The 18,002-nt window shown below is 56.4% G+C and carries 18 protein-coding genes; 2 read left to right on the top strand and 16 right to left on the bottom strand.

The window, feature by feature from the left end; translation table 11 throughout:
- Window positions 1-2 precede the first annotated feature (2 nt).
- Window positions 3-269, bottom strand: a complete 267-nt coding sequence (locus ACUN9X_RS07555; RefSeq protein WP_260036171.1) for a DksA/TraR family C4-type zinc finger protein — start codon at window positions 267-269, stop codon at window positions 3-5.
- 227 nt (window positions 270-496) lie between these two features.
- Here ACUN9X_RS07555 and ACUN9X_RS07550 point away from each other — a divergent pair, with 227 nt between their 5' ends.
- Window positions 497-2,911 carry a putative bifunctional diguanylate cyclase/phosphodiesterase gene (locus tag ACUN9X_RS07550; protein WP_445472679.1) on the top strand — a complete coding sequence of 805 codons (2,415 nt, stop codon included), beginning with the start codon at window positions 497-499 and terminating at the stop codon, window positions 2,909-2,911.
- Between the two features lie 25 nt (window positions 2,912-2,936).
- Here ACUN9X_RS07550 and ACUN9X_RS07545 read toward each other — a convergent pair whose 3' ends face one another.
- Window positions 2,937-4,001, bottom strand: coding sequence for a hypothetical protein (locus ACUN9X_RS07545; protein WP_445472678.1), 1,065 nt, complete (start codon window positions 3,999-4,001; stop codon window positions 2,937-2,939).
- 69 nt (window positions 4,002-4,070) lie between these two features.
- Entirely contained in the window at window positions 4,071-4,871 is an 801-nt protein-coding gene (locus ACUN9X_RS07540; protein WP_445472677.1) for an SGNH/GDSL hydrolase family protein, read from the bottom strand.
- Window positions 4,872-5,325: 454 nt separating this feature from the next.
- On the opposite strand from ACUN9X_RS07540, the gene ACUN9X_RS07535 reads away from it, so the two are divergent.
- The gene (locus ACUN9X_RS07535) at window positions 5,326-7,077 is read left to right on the top strand and encodes an alkaline phosphatase D family protein (RefSeq protein WP_445472676.1); all 1,752 of its coding nucleotides are present in this window, start codon (window positions 5,326-5,328) and stop codon (window positions 7,075-7,077) included.
- Window positions 7,078-7,128: 51 nt separating this feature from the next.
- Here ACUN9X_RS07535 and phnP read toward each other — a convergent pair whose 3' ends face one another.
- The 13 genes from phnP to phnC all read right to left on the bottom strand — a co-directional run bounded on the left by phnP (window position 7,129) and on the right by phnC (window position 17,970).
- Window positions 7,129-7,878: a phosphonate metabolism protein PhnP gene (phnP, locus tag ACUN9X_RS07530; RefSeq protein WP_445472675.1), complete on the bottom strand. Its 750-nt coding sequence runs from the start codon at window positions 7,876-7,878 to the stop codon at window positions 7,129-7,131.
- Window positions 7,875-8,477: a phosphonate metabolism protein/1,5-bisphosphokinase (PRPP-forming) PhnN gene (gene phnN / locus ACUN9X_RS07525; protein ID WP_445472674.1), complete on the bottom strand. Its 603-nt coding sequence runs from the start codon at window positions 8,475-8,477 to the stop codon at window positions 7,875-7,877. Before phnN ends, phnP begins: the two co-directional genes overlap by 4 nt.
- Complete coding sequence (locus ACUN9X_RS07520; RefSeq protein ID WP_445472673.1) at window positions 8,478-9,620, bottom strand: alpha-D-ribose 1-methylphosphonate 5-triphosphate diphosphatase; 1,143 nt, start codon at window positions 9,618-9,620, stop codon at window positions 8,478-8,480. It lies immediately after the preceding gene.
- A gap of 38 nt (window positions 9,621-9,658) precedes the next feature.
- Window positions 9,659-10,339 carry a phosphonate C-P lyase system protein PhnL gene (phnL, locus tag ACUN9X_RS07515; protein WP_445472672.1) on the bottom strand — a complete coding sequence of 227 codons (681 nt, stop codon included), beginning with the start codon at window positions 10,337-10,339 and terminating at the stop codon, window positions 9,659-9,661.
- A 40-nt stretch (window positions 10,340-10,379) separates the two neighbouring features.
- A complete protein-coding gene (phnK, locus tag ACUN9X_RS07510; RefSeq protein ID WP_445472671.1) occupies window positions 10,380-11,192 on the bottom strand; it encodes a phosphonate C-P lyase system protein PhnK in 813 nt (270 codons plus the stop codon).
- Complete coding sequence (locus ACUN9X_RS07505; protein WP_445472670.1) at window positions 11,189-12,112, bottom strand: alpha-D-ribose 1-methylphosphonate 5-phosphate C-P-lyase PhnJ; 924 nt, start codon at window positions 12,110-12,112, stop codon at window positions 11,189-11,191. Before ACUN9X_RS07505 ends, phnK begins: the two co-directional genes overlap by 4 nt.
- A complete protein-coding gene (locus tag ACUN9X_RS07500) occupies window positions 12,109-13,263 on the bottom strand; it encodes a carbon-phosphorus lyase complex subunit PhnI (protein WP_445472669.1) in 1,155 nt (384 codons plus the stop codon). The genes ACUN9X_RS07505 and ACUN9X_RS07500 overlap by 4 nt, the downstream gene beginning before the upstream one ends.
- Window positions 13,248-13,934 (bottom strand): phosphonate C-P lyase system protein PhnH, encoded by a 687-nt coding sequence (phnH, locus tag ACUN9X_RS07495; RefSeq protein ID WP_260036187.1) that lies wholly within the window; start codon window positions 13,932-13,934, stop codon window positions 13,248-13,250. The genes ACUN9X_RS07500 and phnH overlap by 16 nt, the downstream gene beginning before the upstream one ends.
- A complete protein-coding gene (gene phnG / locus ACUN9X_RS07490) occupies window positions 13,934-14,380 on the bottom strand; it encodes a phosphonate C-P lyase system protein PhnG (RefSeq protein WP_260036188.1) in 447 nt (148 codons plus the stop codon). Before phnG ends, phnH begins: the two co-directional genes overlap by 1 nt.
- A 46-nt stretch (window positions 14,381-14,426) precedes the next feature.
- Window positions 14,427-15,128, bottom strand: coding sequence for a phosphonate metabolism transcriptional regulator PhnF (gene phnF / locus ACUN9X_RS07485; protein ID WP_260036190.1), 702 nt, complete (start codon window positions 15,126-15,128; stop codon window positions 14,427-14,429).
- Between the two features lie 97 nt (window positions 15,129-15,225).
- The gene (gene phnE, locus ACUN9X_RS07480; RefSeq protein WP_445473194.1) at window positions 15,226-15,996 is read right to left on the bottom strand and encodes a phosphonate ABC transporter, permease protein PhnE; all 771 of its coding nucleotides are present in this window, start codon (window positions 15,994-15,996) and stop codon (window positions 15,226-15,228) included.
- Window positions 15,997-16,031: 35 nt separating this feature from the next.
- Window positions 16,032-17,036, bottom strand: coding sequence for a phosphonate ABC transporter substrate-binding protein (phnD, locus tag ACUN9X_RS07475; RefSeq protein ID WP_260036191.1), 1,005 nt, complete (start codon window positions 17,034-17,036; stop codon window positions 16,032-16,034).
- 82 nt (window positions 17,037-17,118) lie between these two features.
- Window positions 17,119-17,970, bottom strand: coding sequence for a phosphonate ABC transporter ATP-binding protein (gene phnC, locus ACUN9X_RS07470; protein WP_445472668.1), 852 nt, complete (start codon window positions 17,968-17,970; stop codon window positions 17,119-17,121).
- Window positions 17,971-18,002: the final 32 nt, after the last annotated feature.

Below are 18,002 nucleotides of genomic sequence, written 5' to 3'. Positions count from 1 at the left end.
CTTTAGCGTAACTGACTATCTTTGCTCCCACGGCGGTTATAACCACTAACCGCCGTCTGTTCTTTGTCATGCTGACTCTGACACGCCACGCACAACCGAACCCCCGGAAGCGCTTCACGCCGCGCCTGGGGGATTTCCGCATCGCACTCCTCGCAGTGGGTCAGACTTTCACCTGCCGGAAGCTGGCTGCGGGCTCGCTCGAGCCCATCTTTTACGGTGCTATCAATCTGATCCTGAACCGCGCCGTCTTTTGACCATCCGCCTGCCATAACGCCCTCCTTCGAAGATCAGCTGAGATGAAGGTAAAAACATGCCAACGACGAGTCAGCATAGAGTGCTCTAAAGCATGATGACAGCCCTGTGGAAATTTGTAAGCGAGCCCGCAAAAAAAGCAATTTGGTACTAAGGTTCATTAGTAACCGAACGTTTTCCCAGTGGTGTGAAACAAACGACTCGACACATCGTAGAAATACCAATGACAACAAAAGAAAGCACAATGAAACCCCACCGGCGGTTAAAAATTGCGGGCCTGACCGCAGGATTGGTCATTCTGGTGCTGCTCGCCGTATTGTGCACGGTCGCCGTCGTCCAGATTCAAGCCGGCATTACCGCCTACGTCAGTGGCCAGAGCATCTGGTCAAGAGCCCAGGTACGCACTGCAGTGCACTTTGAGCAATACGCCCAGACTGGTAACACCGAGCAGCTACGGATTGCACAGCGAGCGCTCGGAATTCTGTTGGCCGACAGGGATGCCAGAATCGCGGCTCTGGCACCGACGCTGGACCTTGATGCCGCGAGACAATATTTTCTGGATGGTCAGAACCATCCCGATAACGTCGATCGTATGATCTGGCTATTCCGTTACTTCTCCGATTTCGGAGCGTTCAAAGAGGCCGCAAAAGTCTGGCGAGATTCTGACCCCTACCTGGATCGACTCAATCAAATCGGCGAAGCACTTCAGCAGGAATGGGAAGCCGCCGACACTGATCCGGCACGCATCAAAGCCCTGGAATCCCAACTGGCCGATATCAGCCTGCAGCTTCAGAATTTCACGTTGAAGTTCAGGCTTGCAATGGGTGAAGCCGCGCGCTGGTCAGCTTCCTTTCTTTCTATTGCCAGTACCGTTTATCTTGCATTGTTGGCATCGCTGGCATGGCTGCTGGCATGGCGACTTATGCGAGAGTTGCGAAGAACCGAGCAGAAGTTCAGCGCCATCTTCGCTCAGACCGCCGTAGGTATTACCCAGTTAGATCTCGCCGGGCGCATCGTCGATATCAACCCGGCAACCTGCACTATTCTCGAGCGCTCTTTTGACAGCGTGATGAGTGCCTCCTACAAGTCTCTGGTTCACCCTGACGACTGGGAACTCGGCCAACAGCAATACCATCAGGTACTGGAAGGAACACGTAATAGCTACACCGTTGAGCAGCGCATGCTGAAAGGAAGTGGCGATCATCTCTGGGCCCGGCTGACCGTTTCGATGGTGAGAAACACCGTTCATGCCGAAACCTACCTCATTGTCATGCTCGAAGATATTTCAGAATCGCGGCGACTGGCCAGCGAGCTCAGTTTCCAGGCAACCCACGATTCTCTTACCGGCCTGCTGAATCGCAGGGCTTTCGAATACCGCCTTGTCAGAACACTCAACCGTGCCCGGGCAGATAATAGTTATCATGCGCTGCTCTTTATCGATCTTGATCAATTCAAAGTGGTTAACGACACCTCAGGACATAGCGCCGGTGATCAGTTGCTTCGTCAGGTCGCCGAAGTGTCCCGTGAAGCGCTGCGCGAAGGCGATATTCTGGCTCGGCTGGGCGGAGATGAGTTTGGCGTTATTCTGGAAAATTGCAGCCTGGAGATTGCAGCAACGGTTGCAGAAAAACTACGCAGCACTCTGGAGAAAACAGCATTCAGGTGGGAAAAAGAACACCATGCCATTGGTTGTAGCATTGGCGTTATCCCCATCACCGAAGAGACTGCCGACATTAACAGCTTGATGCGAGCCGTCGATATCGCGTGCTACATGGCAAAGGATGAAGGCCGCAACCGTGTCTACGTTTCGACAGCGGACGACCAGCAACTAGTCGCCCAGCGGGGACAAATGGAATGGCTCAACCGCATCCAGAGCGCACTAAAAGAGCACCGTTTTTTCCTGGACGCACAGATTATTTCTCCTGCCACTTCAAACGGGGGATCGCACGGGCTTCGATATGAGGTCCTGATCAGGCTAACGAATGAAGCCGGCGATGTTGTGCCTCCCTCTGCTTTTCTTCCCGCGGCCGAAAAATTTGGTGTAATCAGCAAGATTGATCGATGGGTAATTGCTGAAGCCATTCGCAAACTGTCAGAAACACCGGATCATCTCCAGGTTCTGGAGGCCTGCCACATTAATCTTTCAGGGCGTTCATTCGATCAGGCAGACTTCGCTGACTACGTTGTAGATCAGATACAGCGTTATAGAGTGCCAGCAAACAAATTATGCTTCGAAATCACTGAAACCGCTGCTGTCCATAGCCTTGTGGATGTAGAGCGATTTATGGCCCGGCTTTCAAAACTCGGTTGCACCTTCGCTTTGGATGACTTTGGTACCGGTCTGTCTTCGTTCAGCTATCTTCGGCGTTTGCCTGTCGATTGCCTCAAAATTGATGGTGCTTTTGTGCGGGACATCGCCACAGATGACACTGATCTGGCTATGGTCAGGGCGATTAACGATATCGGTCACACGTTGGACAAAATCACTATCGCAGAATTTGTTGAAAACGACGAAACCGCGACACTACTTGGCGAGATGGGGGTTGATTACCTGCAAGGATTCGGCTTGCATCGTCCCTGTCGCTTTGACGAGCTGCTGGCAGAACGCCCAGAAATCGGGCGTACAGCTCAACCCCAGAGTCGTCAGAGCCTGCGCTGAAAAGGAGCTGCAAGCTAAAACCAGATCAGTTTCTTCCGTAAAGCCTCGGCCGTTCGTATCGGAAAAAACCGCTCTCTTCTTCTTTGCGGATGGTTTCAGCCTCTGCTTCGAAGTATTCCTGACGGAGATCTTCAACAGCCTTATCGAGCTCCGGCCCTTGAAGATTCTGCGCCAACTGGTTGCGCTCTTCCATGTACGCATTTCCGTTATTCCAACGCTTTTCGCGCCGCGCATCGTGCTTGGCAAGGTTGTCCACCTGTGCCTCGGAAAAACCCATTTGCCGGCGCATATCATTGATTTTCTGCTGCCGCGCTTCCGGCGACATTGTCCGCAGTTTGCTTTGCACTGATTCAAAACCGAAATAAGTCTGAGCCACGACCCCCTGATTTACCGCTGCAGCCTGTACGCCCGCGCCATAGGTTTCATCCAAAGCGGTCTTGAGCTGGTACAGAGTCTCATCCAACGAGTTGATCTTCGACTGATCCAGCGCTTGCATAGCCTGCTGCACCTTTTGCTGTTTCTGAGCCCAGGCTTCCTGTTCATCGGCCCAGATAATGGCCGCATCATCGCCAAACATTGCGCGTCGCTTGCTCCAGAGTGCGCCGTTACGCTCCATCTCGGATAGCGCTGACAGCGCCAACTGGTTCTCGGCAAGCCAATACTCATACTCGGCCATGCGTTTCACAGTCACCAGGATATCTGCGGCATAGTCAGGAAACGCAGTCTGCACGATGCTGGCAAAAATCACCCAGCCATTGTCAGGGTACCGAGCCAGAACATCGCTTAACGTGTCCAGCAACATGGCCTGGGTTCGCTTGCTCTGAATGGTTTCGCCGTAGGCTTTCAACAGCGCAATCGCCTGTTCATCAATATAACGCCGGGTAGCCGAGTCCAGCGCTGAGGAATCCGCCGCCGTGGCGGGTTGGGTATTTGCACTCAGGGCTGCTGCATTAACGGGCGGCTCACTGGCCGGTTCTGAAACCTGATCGGCAGGCATCTCACCGACCATCTTGCTGAAAAGAGGAGACGTCACGAATGCCGCCGCGGCACACGCCACTACAACGCCGGCTGCCAGAACGATTCGCTTCATAGTGTGGATCTGTCACTGATTGGAGTAGAGAAGCAGGCGACGACATGCATCGTCGCCTGCCAGGGACACTTACAATAAGGGCTGCAGTTTTGGCCAAACCAGATTCGCCAGTTTCCTGGAGCCACCAGTATCGGGGTGGATGCCGTCGATGATGATATCGCTGTCATTGATTGACGAGCGAGGATCAACAAACTGACAGTTTACGACACTGTTGCTGCACGCCTGGGAAAGACGCATATCCCCGTAATCAACCGCCTCTTCCATGCTGTCGAGCAGGAAAATGCCATTCTTGGTGTAGTAGTACCCGAGGTAGATGACGTTATCGACGCCATCGGCATTCATGTCATTCAGCAGGTTTACCGCTTCGACGTAGATGTCATCGATAAACGCCTTGCACTTGGAGCTAAGGCGACCGAACTGATACCACTGGGTTTTGCAGTTTTCCGGATCCAGCGCTATCGCAGGAATCAGGATATCGTTCCCACCACCGTCCATCACAATCGTATCGATGTTGGGGTTGTCCGAGCGGGCAACACTGTATTGATCAACCACGGAGGTGGCCAGAAAACCACCCGACAATTCAGCTCCAGAGAGCGTATAGCGACGGAACGTCTGGCCTGCCTTGTCTTCCAGGAAATCCTGAAGTTTTCCCGACAGCGCGAATATGGAATCACCCAGCGTGACGACCTGATCATTGTCTGCGTCAGTCACCCGCGGGTTGCTCAGCAGACTGCCGGCACCACCGCACCCGGTCAGGGTTGCCGCCAGTACCAATGCAGCAGATGCTTTGAAGAACGATTTAAGAGTAAGAGCGGGCAGAAATTGCCCAAATCCGGTTGAGACCTTGTCCATTGTCATTCCCTTTGTCATGTTTGTTGTCTTTGTTGTTATAACTTCTGGAACTGCACTTCTTATATTGTCTGACAACTACCAGACCAACCTAACAAAAGTACTGGTTCCGGAAATGGAAACTGGTTAACAAACAGACAAAACAATGGTATTTCATCCCTGGCATTGGCCTCCCAAGACAATTCTTTTGTCTTTTACGGCAAAATTCTGGCCGATCTTTTTATAGATATCCCCCAGTCTGGCTTTTCAGTGCAATTCGGATCCACCTCTCGTTTGAAGAGGATGGCGCAATCAGCAACTACATCTGGCGCCGTTTGACACTGCACTTCGGGCAAACCGCTGCTAGCGTTGAGCCACATCAAACATGCCTTGGGCAATCAAGCGAAACGGAGGTCGCGGGCCTGTAACAATCGCCTGCCAGAATCCCATTCCTGCTCACCAGAGCTATAAAAAACAACCGCGTACAGGATCAGACATGAAACCACTTTCAAGACGGGATTTTCTGAAAGCATCGGCCCTCAGTATGGGCGCAGTGGTGATATCAACAGGACTGGCAGGCTGCCTTTCGTCCAGCGATGACGATGACCGGAGCGTTGCGTTCACCCACGGCGTAGCCAGTGGCGACCCGCTTCAGGATGGCATCATGCTCTGGACCCGAGTAAAGCCGGAAAACGCAGATCCGGTCACCGTTGACTGGGAAGTCGCGACCGACGCCGGATTCAGCAGCCTGACCCACTCTGGCAGCACGCAAGCCAACGCTGCGCACGACTTTATCGTCAAGGTTGACGTGCGCAATCTCGCCCCGGGGCAAACGGTTTACTTCCGGTTCAGGGCGGCAGGCAAGACATCACCAACCGGCGCCACCCGCACGCTACCTGCTGGCGATGTAAGCGAAGTCAGCTTCGCGGTTATGTCGTGCGCCAATTACCCTGCCGGCTATTTCCATGTTTACGCCGAGGCCGCCAAGGAAGAGAAGCTGGACGCGGTTATTCACCTGGGCGACTACATCTATGAATACGGTGCGGGAGGCTACGCAACTGAAGATGCCGAAGCGCTTGGCCGCACACTGCCCGCTGACAACAGTAACGAACTCCTGACACTGGCAGATTACCGCAAGCGCTATGCGCTGTACCGCAGCGATCCGGACCTGCAAAACCTCCATGCCGCTGCCCCGTTTATCTCCGTGTGGGATGACCACGAAGTAGCCAACGATGCCTGGCGTGAAGGCGCCGAAAACCACAATGCGGATGAAGGCGACTACACGGCCCGCAAGCTGGGTGCATTGCAGGCCTATTTCGAGTGGACGCCGATACGGCCGGTTTCCGAGGGCAACGAATCCGTCATCTACCGTAGTTTCAACTACGGCAACCTGGTGTCTCTGCACATGATGGACACCCGCATTATCGGGCGCGACGAGCAGTTATCCTACGCGAACTACCTCACGGGCTCAGGCATTGATAGCGCCCGCTTCACTGCCGACCTGACCGATAGCAACCGCACCATGCTGGGCGCGGAGCAGTTGGGCTGGGTGCAAAATGCAATAGGCGGCTCAACCGCAACCTGGCAGGTACTGGGCCAGCAGGTGCTCATGGGACGCATGAACCTGCCGGCCGAACTGCTGAGCGGCTTTCTGGACCCCAGTCCGGCCATACTGGCGCTGTTTCAGGAACTCGCAATTCTCAAAGCACGCTACCTGCAGGGCGATCCCAGCCTGACAGCAGGCGAGATTGCACGCGTCGAAACCGTCCTGCCCTACAACCTGGATGCCTGGGACGGCTACGTCTACGAACGTGAGACACTGCTGGAAACGGCCCGCGCCACCAACAAGAATCTGGTGGTACTGGCAGGCGACACGCACAACGCCTGGGCCAGCGATCTGAAAACGGTGGGTGGTGAACAGGTTGGCGTCGAGTTTGCGACCTCATCGGTCAGCTCTCCCGGGCTGGAAGAATACCTCGGTTTGCCTGAAGACCAGATTGCCGGCGCCGAGCAGGCTATCGCCCTGCTGGTGGACGATCTTAAATACGTGAACGTGAACCAGCGGGGCTACATGATGGTGACCTTCACGCCTGACGAAGCGCGCGCAGACTGGCGCTTTGTCAGTACCATCAAGGATAAGGATTACGGGTTGGACACCGCCCGCGCGCAATCTTTGACAACGCTTCCGGGAGCGGGCAATCGCAAGATTGTCATCGGTGGAAGTGGAAGTACGACACCGACAAGCTGAAACGACTCACTGCCGGATCAAGCTTGGTCCTGATCCGGCAGTTCCCTCACATCAAAGCGACAACTGCATGTTATCCCGTGCGACCGAGACAGACGCCGGCAGCGGGTTGTTCATCAGCCAGCAATCCATTTCGTGGCCTATATGCGTTAGCAGGGTTTTCTTAGGCTTCAGTATATCGATCAGCCGTTTCACTTCATTCCAGTCATTGTGGTTACGCGGCAATGACTGCTCCGGTGCGTGTGTACAATCGATGATCAACAGTTCCACCTGCCACGCCTGCAGAAACGCCACCGTCTCGTCGGGTAAGCCAACCGTGTCGGTCAGATAGGCGATATGCACGCCGGCGGCGTCAATGCCATAGCCCTGACAGAGTTTGGAGTGGTTCAACGGAACAGGATAGAAGCCGAGCCCTTCAACATCGAAACGTCGAAACAGCGGCTGGGGCGTCTGAAACTGCAAAATGCCAGGATGCTTGAACAGGTCATCACAGCCATCCGGATCATCCGGCCCAAAAACCGGAACCTCGCAGTTCACACCCCATCGCAATGGAAACAGCCCCGCCACATGGTCCATGTGGTAGTGGGTCAGTAAGATGGCATCCACTGTTCCCGGCGGAAACCGCTCTCGCAAATCATGCTGACCGGCGTCGATCAGGATTCTGGCACTGTTATGTTCCAGACTGATACTGCAAGCGGTGCGCCGGTATTCCGGCTGCTTCAGTGCCCGCTCACAGGCACAACACTGGCAGCCGTAAAGCGGCACCTGGCGGGCATCGCCAGTCCCCAGAAATGTCAGCTTCATTGAGCGGCGGCGCCAGCGGGAGCAGGCTCCTGCCCTTCGACAATAGCCAGCAAGCCACTAACGGCTTCTGACAAGGGGCCATCGTTGGTCAGCACCCGTGCTGATGCAGGAATAACATCATCAAGTAAAGCGGCACGGGTAATCCGCTGTTCGATCGCCACGGCAGACTCCCGGCCACGGGCGGTGAGCCGATCACGCAGCACCGACGGGTCGACCTTTATCCAGACCGTCACCAGTTGCGGACCGTACTGGGCGATGGCGTCCTGCAGATAAGCCCGCGATCCATTGACGATCACATTCAGCCCCTGAGCCAGCCAGCGATCAATTTCGGTGCTGATACCATACTGGTGCCCATTCGCCGTCCATGCCATGCAGAATTCGCCTAGAATCCGCCGCTGATGGAACTCCTCATCCGTCAGCGCGACGTGATCTTCGCCTTCCGGGTCTGGCTTGCGGGTGATATAGCGATGGGCCACCCGGCAGCCATGCTCCTGTCTGAGCTTCTCTCGAAAGCCGGCGATAATCGAATCCTTGCCAGCACCGGAAGCGCCTACCACGTAGAACAGTTTTCCCGGTGTCGGCCTGTTCGCTTCCGTCATTCAGAATACCCTCTGGCCTTGTTTCCACACCTGCCGGATCAACGGATGCGTGTCCCGCTTGACCCAGATCAGATCTGCACGTTTACCCTGCTCTATCACCCCTCGGTCTCCAAGCCCGACGCAGCGCGCCGGTGTTGTGCTCACGGTACGCATTGCCTTAGGCATATCATAGTCGTTATCCAACTCGACGAGTTTGAATGCAGCATCCAGCAGGCTGGCAGGATAATAATCGGATGACAGGATATCCAGCACCCCTGCGCCGGCCAGATCAGCTGCTGCGACGTTACCTGAGTGGGACCCGCCCCTGACGATATTCGGCGCCCCCATCAACACGCTTAGACCGCGATCATGGGATGCACGAGCCGCTTCGACTGTTGTCGGGAATTCAGCCACAGCCATGTTATAGCTCGCCGATTCCTGAACGTGATCCACGGTTGCATCGTCATGACTCGCCACTGGAATCCTGCGCTGACGACAGCCCTCTACAATAGTGGAACGGTAGCTATCGCTGAATTGGGCGCTGGCGGCTTTCTGGCGCACAATAAACTGCTCCAGCTCCGCATCCGTCATGCCGTATTTGCCCTGGTAATACTCGCGGTATTTTTCTTCTTTCGCGAACTGCCGCTGTCCGGGCGAGTGATCCATGATGGAAATCAGCCGAACCAGCGGATGATCGACCAGCGACTCAAACAATTCCAGTGTGCCTTCATAACTGACTTCACAGCGCAGGTGCAGAAAGTGATCAGCCCGGTGGATACGATCATTCTCAGCGCTGTGAAGCGCTGAAACCATAGTCTGCAAGTTGTCCAGCCGACGACTGTTCTGCATCACATCACCCAGCGACAACGCATCAAACACGGTGGTAATCCCGGCGGCGACAATCTGGGCATCATGGGTGGTTACTGCTGAGCGCGCAGGCCAGGTAACCCCGGGGCGCGGCGTGAAATACTTTTCGAGATTATCGGTGTGCAGTTCGACCATACCGGGCACCAGATAGTCCCCGTCACAGTCGATGGCACCCGGCGCTTGCGAGCGGCCGGTCGTAATATCGGCAATAGTGCCATCAGCACCGATGACAACCGTACCGGTGACCATTTCGTCGGCGAGCACCACCTGGGCGTTCGTCAGTACTTGCTGTTCCATATCCTTATCCTCCGGCAACCCCGACCCCGTATCCGGGCTCAGGTCATATCAATCAGTCGATCCGCAACATCACTGCGTACATCGTCGTCGTGGAAGATGCCGACAATGGCGGCGCCGTTCGCCTTGGCTTCCGTGATCAGTTCGATCACCACCTGACGGTTGGCGGCATCCAGCGAGGCTGTCGGCTCGTCCAGCAACAGGATCGGCAGCTTTGCGATAAAGCCCCGTGCGATATTGACCCGCTGCTGCTCCCCACCCGAGAAAGTTGAGGGCGACAGGTTCCAAAGGCGCTCCGGAATATTCAGGCGTTCCAGCAGCGCCTTGGCTGCAGCACTGGCCTGTTCCCGGCCCACGCCTTTGCGACGCAATGGCTCCATCACCACATCCAGAGTGCTGACCCGTGGAATGACCCGCAGGAACTGGCTGACATAACCGATGGTCTGGTCACGCAGGCGGAGAATGTCGCGAGGCTCGGCAACGGCGATATTGATCCGCTCATCACCGCTACCCAGCCATATCTGGCCGCTGTGGACCTTGTAATTGGCATAAAGCGAGCGCATCAGCGTGCTCTTGCCACTGCCAGAATTACCGTGCAGCGCGACACATTCGCCGGCGTTGACCTGAAACGACACGTTATCCAGTACGGTGAAGCTGACACCGCCCTGATTGTGCAGCGTGAAGGTTTTAGTCAGATTCTGAACATCAATCATTGCAGTCATAAGTAATCCGATCGCCTGTCTGCTGAGTGTTGGCTGGCCATCATGGCGCGAGCACCGATGACACCAGAAGCTGGGTATAGGGATGCTGGGGGTCGTCCAGAATCTGATCGGTCAGCCCCTGCTCCACCACTTCGCCCCGCCGCATTACCATCAGCCGATGCGACAACAAACGCGCCACCGCCAGATCGTGGGTGACGATGACCACAGACAGGTTCATGTCCATCACCAGATTGCGCAGCAGGTCCAGCAGCCTTGCCTGCACCGACACGTCCAGCCCACCTGTCGGCTCATCCATGAAGACCAGGCGCGGATGGGTCACCAGATTCCGGGCTATCTGCAATCGCTGCTGCATACCGCCGGAGAAGGTCGATGGGTTGTCGTCGATCCGGTCTTCGTCAATCTCAACCGCTTTCAGCCATTCGAGACCGCGTTTGCGAAGCTGCTGATAATGACGATCACCGACCGCCATCAACCGCTCGCCTATGTTGGCCCCGGCACTGACCCGCATCCGCAGGCCGTCCTGAGGATGCTGGTGGACCACACCCCAATCACTGCGCAATAGCTGGCGCCGACGGAACTCCGGTAGCTGGTAGACATCCATCAGTTGCTGCTCACTGTTGAGGTACAGCAACTCGCCCCTGTCTGGCGCAAGTCGCGCAGAAAGGGTTTTCAACAGCGTCGTTTTGCCGGAGCCGGATTCGCCCACAATGCCCAACACCTCGCCCGGATGAAGATCAAAGCTGACGTCATGACAGCCTTTGCCCGGCGCGTAGAGTTTGGTGAGATTGCGTACGCTCAGCACCGGCTGCTCAGTAGCGGTAGTCCGCTCAATCGTTTGTGCAGGTTGGTTCATGACAGCACCTCCTGAGTCTTTGCCGGCGATGCGGCCGCCTGAACACCTTCGGCCTCAACCCGCGTGCGGCAGTAATCGGTATCCGAGCACACAAACAAGCGTCCGCCCTGATCGTCTGTCACCACTTCATCCAGGAAACTTTCCGAAGCGCCGCAGATATCGCAGTGGTGGTCCCAGCGCTGGATCTCGAACGGATAATCCTCGAAATCGAGACTCTCCACATCGGTAAAAGGGGGCACCGCGTAGATGCGTTTTTCCCGTCCAGCACCAAACAGCTGCAGCGCAGGTGACTGGTGCATTTTCGGGTTATCAAATTTGGGTATCGGTGACGGGTCCATTACATAGCGTCCGTTCACCTTCACCGGATAGGCGTATGCGGTGGCGATATGGCCGAAATGGGCGATGTCTTCATAGAGTTTGACGTGCATGACGCCGTACTCCTGCAATGCGTGCATTTTCCGGGTTTCGGTTTCGCTGGGTTCGATAAACCGCAGCGGCTCGGGGATCGGCACCTGATAGACCAGGATCTGGCCTTCGCTCAGCGGCGTTTCGGGAATCCGATGGCGGGTCTGAATCACCGTGGCGTCGCAAGTCTTCTCAGTGGTGTCCACGCCGGTGGTGGTGACAAAGAAGCGCCGGATGCTGACCGCGTTGGTTGTGTCATCCGCGCCTTGGTCGATCACCTTTAACACGTCATCGCTACCGATGACCGCCGCCGTCACCTGAATACCGCCCGTGCCCCACCCGTAGGGCAATGGCATCTCCCGGCCCCCGAACGGCACCTGATAACCCGGCACCGCAACGGCCTTTAGCAATGCCCGGCGCAGCATCCGTTTGGTCTGCTCGTCGAGGTAGGCGAAGTTGTAGCCTTCCGGGCTCGCCGTTTCGCTGCTCACATGTTCGTGGCGATCAGCATTCATGACGTCACCTCCGTGGCGGTGGTTGCTGTATTGGTTTTTGCGGCGGGCCGGTTGCTGCCGTGCTCCTCGAACTCCTTGCGCAGTTTGCGCAGCAATTCCAGCTCGGACTGGAAGTCCACGTAGTGAGGCAGTTTCAGGTGACTGACAAAGCCATTGGATTCAACGTTGTCGCAATGAGACAGCACAAACTCTTCGTTCTGGGCAGGTGAATCACGCTCTTCATCGAACTCGGCGGCACGAAGGGAACGGTCGACCAGCGCCATGGCCATGGCCTTGCGTTCACATTGACCGAAGCCCAGCCCGTATCCACGGGTAAACTGCGGCGCGCGGTCTTTGGAGCCCACAAACTGGTTGATCATTTCGGACTCGGTCAGTTCGATATCGCCAATATCGATGGCAAATCCCAGTTCCTCGGGCACAATCTCAACCGCCACATAACCCTGACGGATCTCACCGGCGAATGGATGGTTACGGCCATATCCACGCTGCGTGGAGTAAGCCAGCGCCAGCAGGAAGCCTTCGTCGCCGCGCGCCAGCGCCTGCAGCCGTATAGCACGATCTGCGGGATAATCGAGCGGCTCACGGGTCAGATCCCCCGGCTGCTCGTTCTCAGGCTTTGCGCTTTCGATCAGGCCTTCGCTGTTAAGCATCTCCAGTACCCGGGGGCACGGCGCCACCGATTCGTCTGCGGCGGCAGGTTCTTCCGACGAGGCCCGTTCAGCCACGTCAGATTCTGCCTCGCCCTCAGCCAGCAGCTTGAAGTCGAGCAGACGGTGGGTGTAGTCGTAGGTTGAGCCAAGCACTTGCCCACCTGGCACATCCTTGAAAGTGGCGGAAATACGACGCTGCACCAGCATGTCGCCGGTATTGACCGGCGAGGTCACAGCCAGCCGGGGCAAGGTCGTCCGATAGGCGCGTAGCAGGAAGATCGCTTCCATTAAATCGCCGCTGGCCTGCTTGACGGCCAGTGCCGCCAGCTCGGGGTCATAGACCGAGCCTTCAGTCATTACCCGGTCCACCGCCAGTTTCATTTGTTCCCTGATTTGCGCCACGCTGAGTGCGGCCTGCCGGGTATCGCCCCGACGACGGCGCGCCAACAGGTTATGGGCGTGATCAATGGCCTTTTCGCCACCTTTTACTGCGACATACATTGGGTATCCTCCCCTGCGGTTGCCGCGCGGTTTGTCAGCGTGCTTACCTGCGTTGAACGCGGCAGTGCGACCAGATCAGCACCGCACGTCAGCATAAAATCCACTCCCAACGGGTAGCGCTGGTGGTTGTCTTCAAACAAGCGGCGGTGGTCAGACGTCAGTCCCTGTACCCGAACTCCCTTACGGGCCTTGATGCCAGGCCCGGAAAGCACCAGCAGGTCAGGATGCGCCTCATCTACCGATGCCACTTCGAGGGCAGGTACCTCGACAATCAGGGTCGCGGAGGTATGAGGGTTGATATCCTCGCCTGCGCTGAAACGATCGAGACCGTTGAGTTCACTCAGGCTGAGCATCACGAAGTCGGCTTCTGACGCGTTTTCCGCCAGCCGGCAGCCACAATGGAAGCGCAGGTTATCGATCAGTGCCGGGCTGCTGATACCGGGGCTGATCCAGACACTGGTTTCCTGATCCAGCAGTGTCAGCGCCGTCGCAAAAGCAGCGGTTTGTGATGTTGACGACGCCTGCCCCGAATCACTGGCGTACAGGGTGTCAAAACTGACGCAGGTGCCCGGCTCGGACATTGCCCGCATCAGTTTGCGGAAAGCCTGTTGTGACTGAAGCACCGGATTCGCATACGGAACCCACAGGTGATGGGTGCTGATAGCGGTCATCACGCTTCTCCTCTGACCAGGGTAAAGAAGTCCACTTTGGTGCCCGCTACGTCCCGCGACAGGGCATTGCGATCGGCAGTCCATTGCGCGTGCAGGGGCTGAATACAATCGCTCATTAGCGCGGCATACCGATCGTCGTTCTGTAACAGCGCATCAAACACTGCGGCCAGTTCTGCGTGGCGCTTGCTACGCCCCCTGACGTATCCAAAACCTGCTGTACCGTCATCAAGCTGCACCACACAGCGGGACAAGGTCATCTCACCCAGGTTGAATGCCTGGCCACCGCTACCCGCACGCCCCTGAACCATGGCTAACCCCACCTCCGGTGCGCGTACCTTGCGATATTCGGGCTGTTCCGGCAGGCCCGCCCAGTGGGCTTCCAGCGATTCCAGCTGCGCTCTCGCCAACACCCCCATCCAGAACTGCCTGTTTGTTTGTTCCTGCATCGCGACTGATCCCCTTAATTCATTCTGTCTGGCAACCGGTGATGCCTTACCGGGCAGATTCAATTTTCATTTCAAATACATCGGAGCGGCTGCGCGATACCGAGTACTCCACGATCGCGTTCTCGCCCCACAAGGTGTTGTTGGATTTCACCACCACCAGCGGCAGTTGCCGTGGGCAATGCAGCAAACGCGCCTCGGAAGCTGTTGGCAGGCTGGCGCCCACCAGACATTGGCGTCGCTGAATCCGCAATCCGTAGTGCGCTTCAATAAAAGCGTGTAGCGAGCCGCTTTTAAAACCCTCCCCAATGCCCGGCAACAGGGCGTCCAGCAAGTAATGACTGATGACGCATATAGGCTGGTCATCCACACAACGCAGGGTGTCGATCCGGGTCACGTCCGCATCCGGTGCAACCCGCATTCTGGCTGCCAGTTTTGAATCAACCCGCATGGTCTGCACTGATATCACCTTGCAACTGGGGTGAAGCCCCTGTTCTTCCAGCGTTTCGGTAAAACGACCCCGGGCACCGATGCTGTATTCGATACGGTTGTTGACCACCATCGTTCCCTTGCCGTGCTGGCGCAGCACCAATCCCGCGTTCACCAGTTCATCAATCGCACGCCGAACCGTATGCCGGTTGATTGAAAACCGGCCCGCCAGCGTGGCCTCCGAGGGCAGGAAATCGCCGTTGGAAAAACCGGAGCGGATTTCCGATTCCAGTGTTCTGGCAACCTCTTGGTATACCGTCATCAGTCTGAGTCCTTGTCTGTCGGGGACTAGATGTCTATACAAGTCTGGACGGCAAACGCCCGATGAACGCGAGTGTTGCGCCAAGGCGCAACACTCATCAGATAAAGCGCTTGCGGATGCGTTGTGACATCACGTCCAACAGCGTCACGGTAATCACAATCACGATCATCACGGCGCAGGTCTGCGCGAACATAAAGCCGCGAATGCTTTCCCAGAGGATGACCCCGATGCCACCAGCGCCCACCATGCCCACGACCGTGGCCGAGCGAACGTTGGATTCGAACCGGTAGAGCGAGTAGGAAATCCACAGCGGCAACACCTGTGGAATGACGCCGTAAATCACTTCCTGCAAGGCGGATGCACCGGTCGCCCGAATACCCTCAACGGGCCCCGGCTCGATGGCTTCAACCGCTTCCGAATAAAGCTTTGCGAGAACACCGGTGGTATGGATAAACAGTGCCAGCACCCCCGCAAAGGGCCCCAGCCCGACCGCAACAACAAACAACATGGCAAAGACCATCTCGTTAATCGCACGGAAGGCGTCCATCAACCGGCGCACCGGCTGATAGACCCACCAGGGCACAATGTTCTCGGACGACAGAATCGCCAACGGCACTGCACAGACAATGGCGAGCACTGTGCCCCAGACCGCGATCTGAATCGTGATCAGCATCTGGTTGACGTAGTACTGCCAATCCGAGAAATCCGGTGGAAAGAAGTCAGCCGCGAACTCCGCCATGTTGCCGGCATCGCTCCAAAGTGCGGCGGGCCGCATTTCTGCGCCCTCCCACGACCAGGCAAGGACTGCGAAAAAGATTGCCCAGACCAGCCAATGACTCCAGTGCGGCTTCGGGACGGAAACGTCCATCGTGGCGGCGTTCTGCATGCTGACGTTCCCCATCATTATTGACGCGCGTCCAGTGCCGCCAGACGGCGTTCAAGACCGGCCAGTTCAGCATTCAGAGAGGCGATTTTCTGCGATTTCTCGTCTTTGGACAGCGCGTCATCCTGCTCTACCGCCAGACGCTGCTTGAACAGCACAAGCTGGCGAATCGGCAGCAACTGGTCGTCACTGGAAGCCTTGAATGGCGCCCACTGGAGATCAGCCAGGGTTTTCGCTTCGTCCTCGTTACCGTCAGTGCCGTACTCCATAAAGAAATCGTAGACTTTGCCTTTCACGTTCTCTGGCAGGTTCTTGCGCCATACAATCGGATCAGCCGGGATCAGCGGCGACTTCCAGATCACTTTGATCTGCTTCGCCTTTTCTGGGTTGGTCACTTCCAGGCGCGCAAAGCTTTCAGTGTTGTTGGTCGCCACATCGACCTGGCCATTGGCTACGGCCAACAGGTTGGTTTCATGACTGGAGTTCAGCATTCTTTTGAACGCGGTTTTCGGATCCACTTCATTTACTGCAAACACATAGTAAGCAGGCACCAGATAGCCCGATGTAGAGTTGGGATCGCCGTTACCGAAGATCAGGTCCTTGCTGTTTTCCAGCATGTCGTCAACGTCGTTCAGCTTGCTGTCTTTGCTGGTAATCAGGAGGCTCCAGTAACCGGGGTTGCCGGATACGTCGACGGTCTGGGCAAAGATTTCACCGCCCGCACGATCAACCGCTTCCATAGCAGACTTGTTGCCGTACCAGGCGATATCCACTTTGTCGAAGCGCATACCCTGAATAATGCCGGCGTAGTCAGGTGCGAAGAACGGCTTTACTTCCATGCCCAGCTTTTCTTCCATGTCGTCCAGGAACGGTTCCCAGATGGTTTTCAGGTTCTGGCTGGATTCGGTCGAGATGATGCCGAAGTTCAGAACTTTCATTTCGTCGTCCGCCTGGACATTCAGCGACGTCACCGACGCGAGCATGACAGCACTCGTGACGATGCCTTTGATCACACGGTTAAACATGAGCGTTTCCTTTCGTTTCTGAGTTAGCGGGGTTTGCTTTTTTGTGGCGGACGCGGGCGTCCTTATTCAGCGCATATCAGGCTCAGCTGGCCTGAAGCAGCGCCAAAGCATTGGCTCTCGATTGCTCGATACTCTCGGGAGTCGGGGTATCTGCGAGGTTGGTCTGGAAGTCGATCAGTCCACCGTAGATGGACTGCAATAGCTGGTCGGTCAACTGCGAGGCGGGGCCATCGAAGTAAAGCTCGCCGGTACGCAGGGCAACCGCGCGTTCACAATAACTGCGGGCATACTCAACTTGATGGAGCGTCACGATGACAGTCTTGCCGTCGGTCTTATGGATGTCCTTGAGGGTGTCCATAACAATTCGTGCGGATTCTGGATCGAGCGAAGCGATCGGCTCGTCAGCCAGAATCACCTCAGCCTTTTGGACCAGTGCGCGGGCGATTGCCACACGCTGCTGCTGGCCGCCGGAAAGACTGTCTGCACGCTGATGGGCAAAACTGTCCATACCGACGCGTGCTAACGCTTCCATGGCCATCCGGCGCTCCGTTCGCGAAAAAAGCCCCAGACTGCCCCGACTATGAGAAATCCGCCCCAGCAACCCCATCAGGACATTGCGCAGAACCGACATGCGATTAACCAGATTGAACTGCTGGAAGATATAGCCGATATCTGAGCGGTTCTTGCGAATACGGGCGCCCAGTCGTCCTTCCCGCTGGATCACACTCCCCATCACCGAAACCGCAGCGCCGACCTTACGATCACAGCAGGTCAGGCCTGCAATGTGACGCATCAGCGTTGATTTACCGGAGCCTGATGGCCCTATCAGCGCGACCATTTCGCCACGGGCCACACTCAGGTCCACCCCGTTCAACGCGGGTGCCGCCTTGCCAAATGTTTTACGCAATGAGGTAATTTCAACGACCGGGCTCATAAGCATCTCTCACTGATCACAGGTATCCATGG

Source organism: Marinobacter sp. V032 (assembly GCF_052645435.1).
Note: the sequence above shows the minus strand (reverse complement) of the source record. Positions and strands in the feature narration are given on the sequence as shown.

Excerpts from the sequence above, each read along its gene's own strand:
- ACUN9X_RS07555 (WP_260036171.1), bottom strand. The coding sequence starts at position 269 with ATGGCAGGCGGATGGTCAAAAGACGGCGCGGTTCAGGATCAGATTGAT.
- ACUN9X_RS07550 (WP_445472679.1), top strand. The coding sequence starts at position 497 with ATGAAACCCCACCGGCGGTTAAAAATTGCGGGCCTGACCGCAGGATTG.
- ACUN9X_RS07545 (WP_445472678.1), bottom strand. The coding sequence starts at position 4,001 with ATGAAGCGAATCGTTCTGGCAGCCGGCGTTGTAGTGGCGTGTGCCGCG.
- ACUN9X_RS07540 (WP_445472677.1), bottom strand. The coding sequence starts at position 4,871 with ATGACAAAGGGAATGACAATGGACAAGGTCTCAACCGGATTTGGGCAA.
- ACUN9X_RS07535 (WP_445472676.1), top strand. The coding sequence starts at position 5,326 with ATGAAACCACTTTCAAGACGGGATTTTCTGAAAGCATCGGCCCTCAGT.
- phnP (WP_445472675.1), bottom strand. The coding sequence starts at position 7,878 with ATGAAGCTGACATTTCTGGGGACTGGCGATGCCCGCCAGGTGCCGCTT.
- phnN (WP_445472674.1), bottom strand. The coding sequence starts at position 8,477 with ATGACGGAAGCGAACAGGCCGACACCGGGAAAACTGTTCTACGTGGTA.
- ACUN9X_RS07520 (WP_445472673.1), bottom strand. The coding sequence starts at position 9,620 with ATGGAACAGCAAGTACTGACGAACGCCCAGGTGGTGCTCGCCGACGAA.
- phnL (WP_445472672.1), bottom strand. The coding sequence starts at position 10,339 with ATGACTGCAATGATTGATGTTCAGAATCTGACTAAAACCTTCACGCTG.
- phnK (WP_445472671.1), bottom strand. The coding sequence starts at position 11,192 with ATGAACCAACCTGCACAAACGATTGAGCGGACTACCGCTACTGAGCAG.
- ACUN9X_RS07505 (WP_445472670.1), bottom strand. The coding sequence starts at position 12,112 with ATGAATGCTGATCGCCACGAACATGTGAGCAGCGAAACGGCGAGCCCG.
- ACUN9X_RS07500 (WP_445472669.1), bottom strand. The coding sequence starts at position 13,263 with ATGTATGTCGCAGTAAAAGGTGGCGAAAAGGCCATTGATCACGCCCAT.
- phnH (WP_260036187.1), bottom strand. The coding sequence starts at position 13,934 with ATGACCGCTATCAGCACCCATCACCTGTGGGTTCCGTATGCGAATCCG.
- phnG (WP_260036188.1), bottom strand. The coding sequence starts at position 14,380 with ATGCAGGAACAAACAAACAGGCAGTTCTGGATGGGGGTGTTGGCGAGA.
- phnF (WP_260036190.1), bottom strand. The coding sequence starts at position 15,128 with ATGACGGTATACCAAGAGGTTGCCAGAACACTGGAATCGGAAATCCGC.
- phnE (WP_445473194.1), bottom strand. The coding sequence starts at position 15,996 with ATGGACGTTTCCGTCCCGAAGCCGCACTGGAGTCATTGGCTGGTCTGG.
- phnD (WP_260036191.1), bottom strand. The coding sequence starts at position 17,036 with ATGTTTAACCGTGTGATCAAAGGCATCGTCACGAGTGCTGTCATGCTC.
- phnC (WP_445472668.1), bottom strand. The coding sequence starts at position 17,970 with ATGAGCCCGGTCGTTGAAATTACCTCATTGCGTAAAACATTTGGCAAG.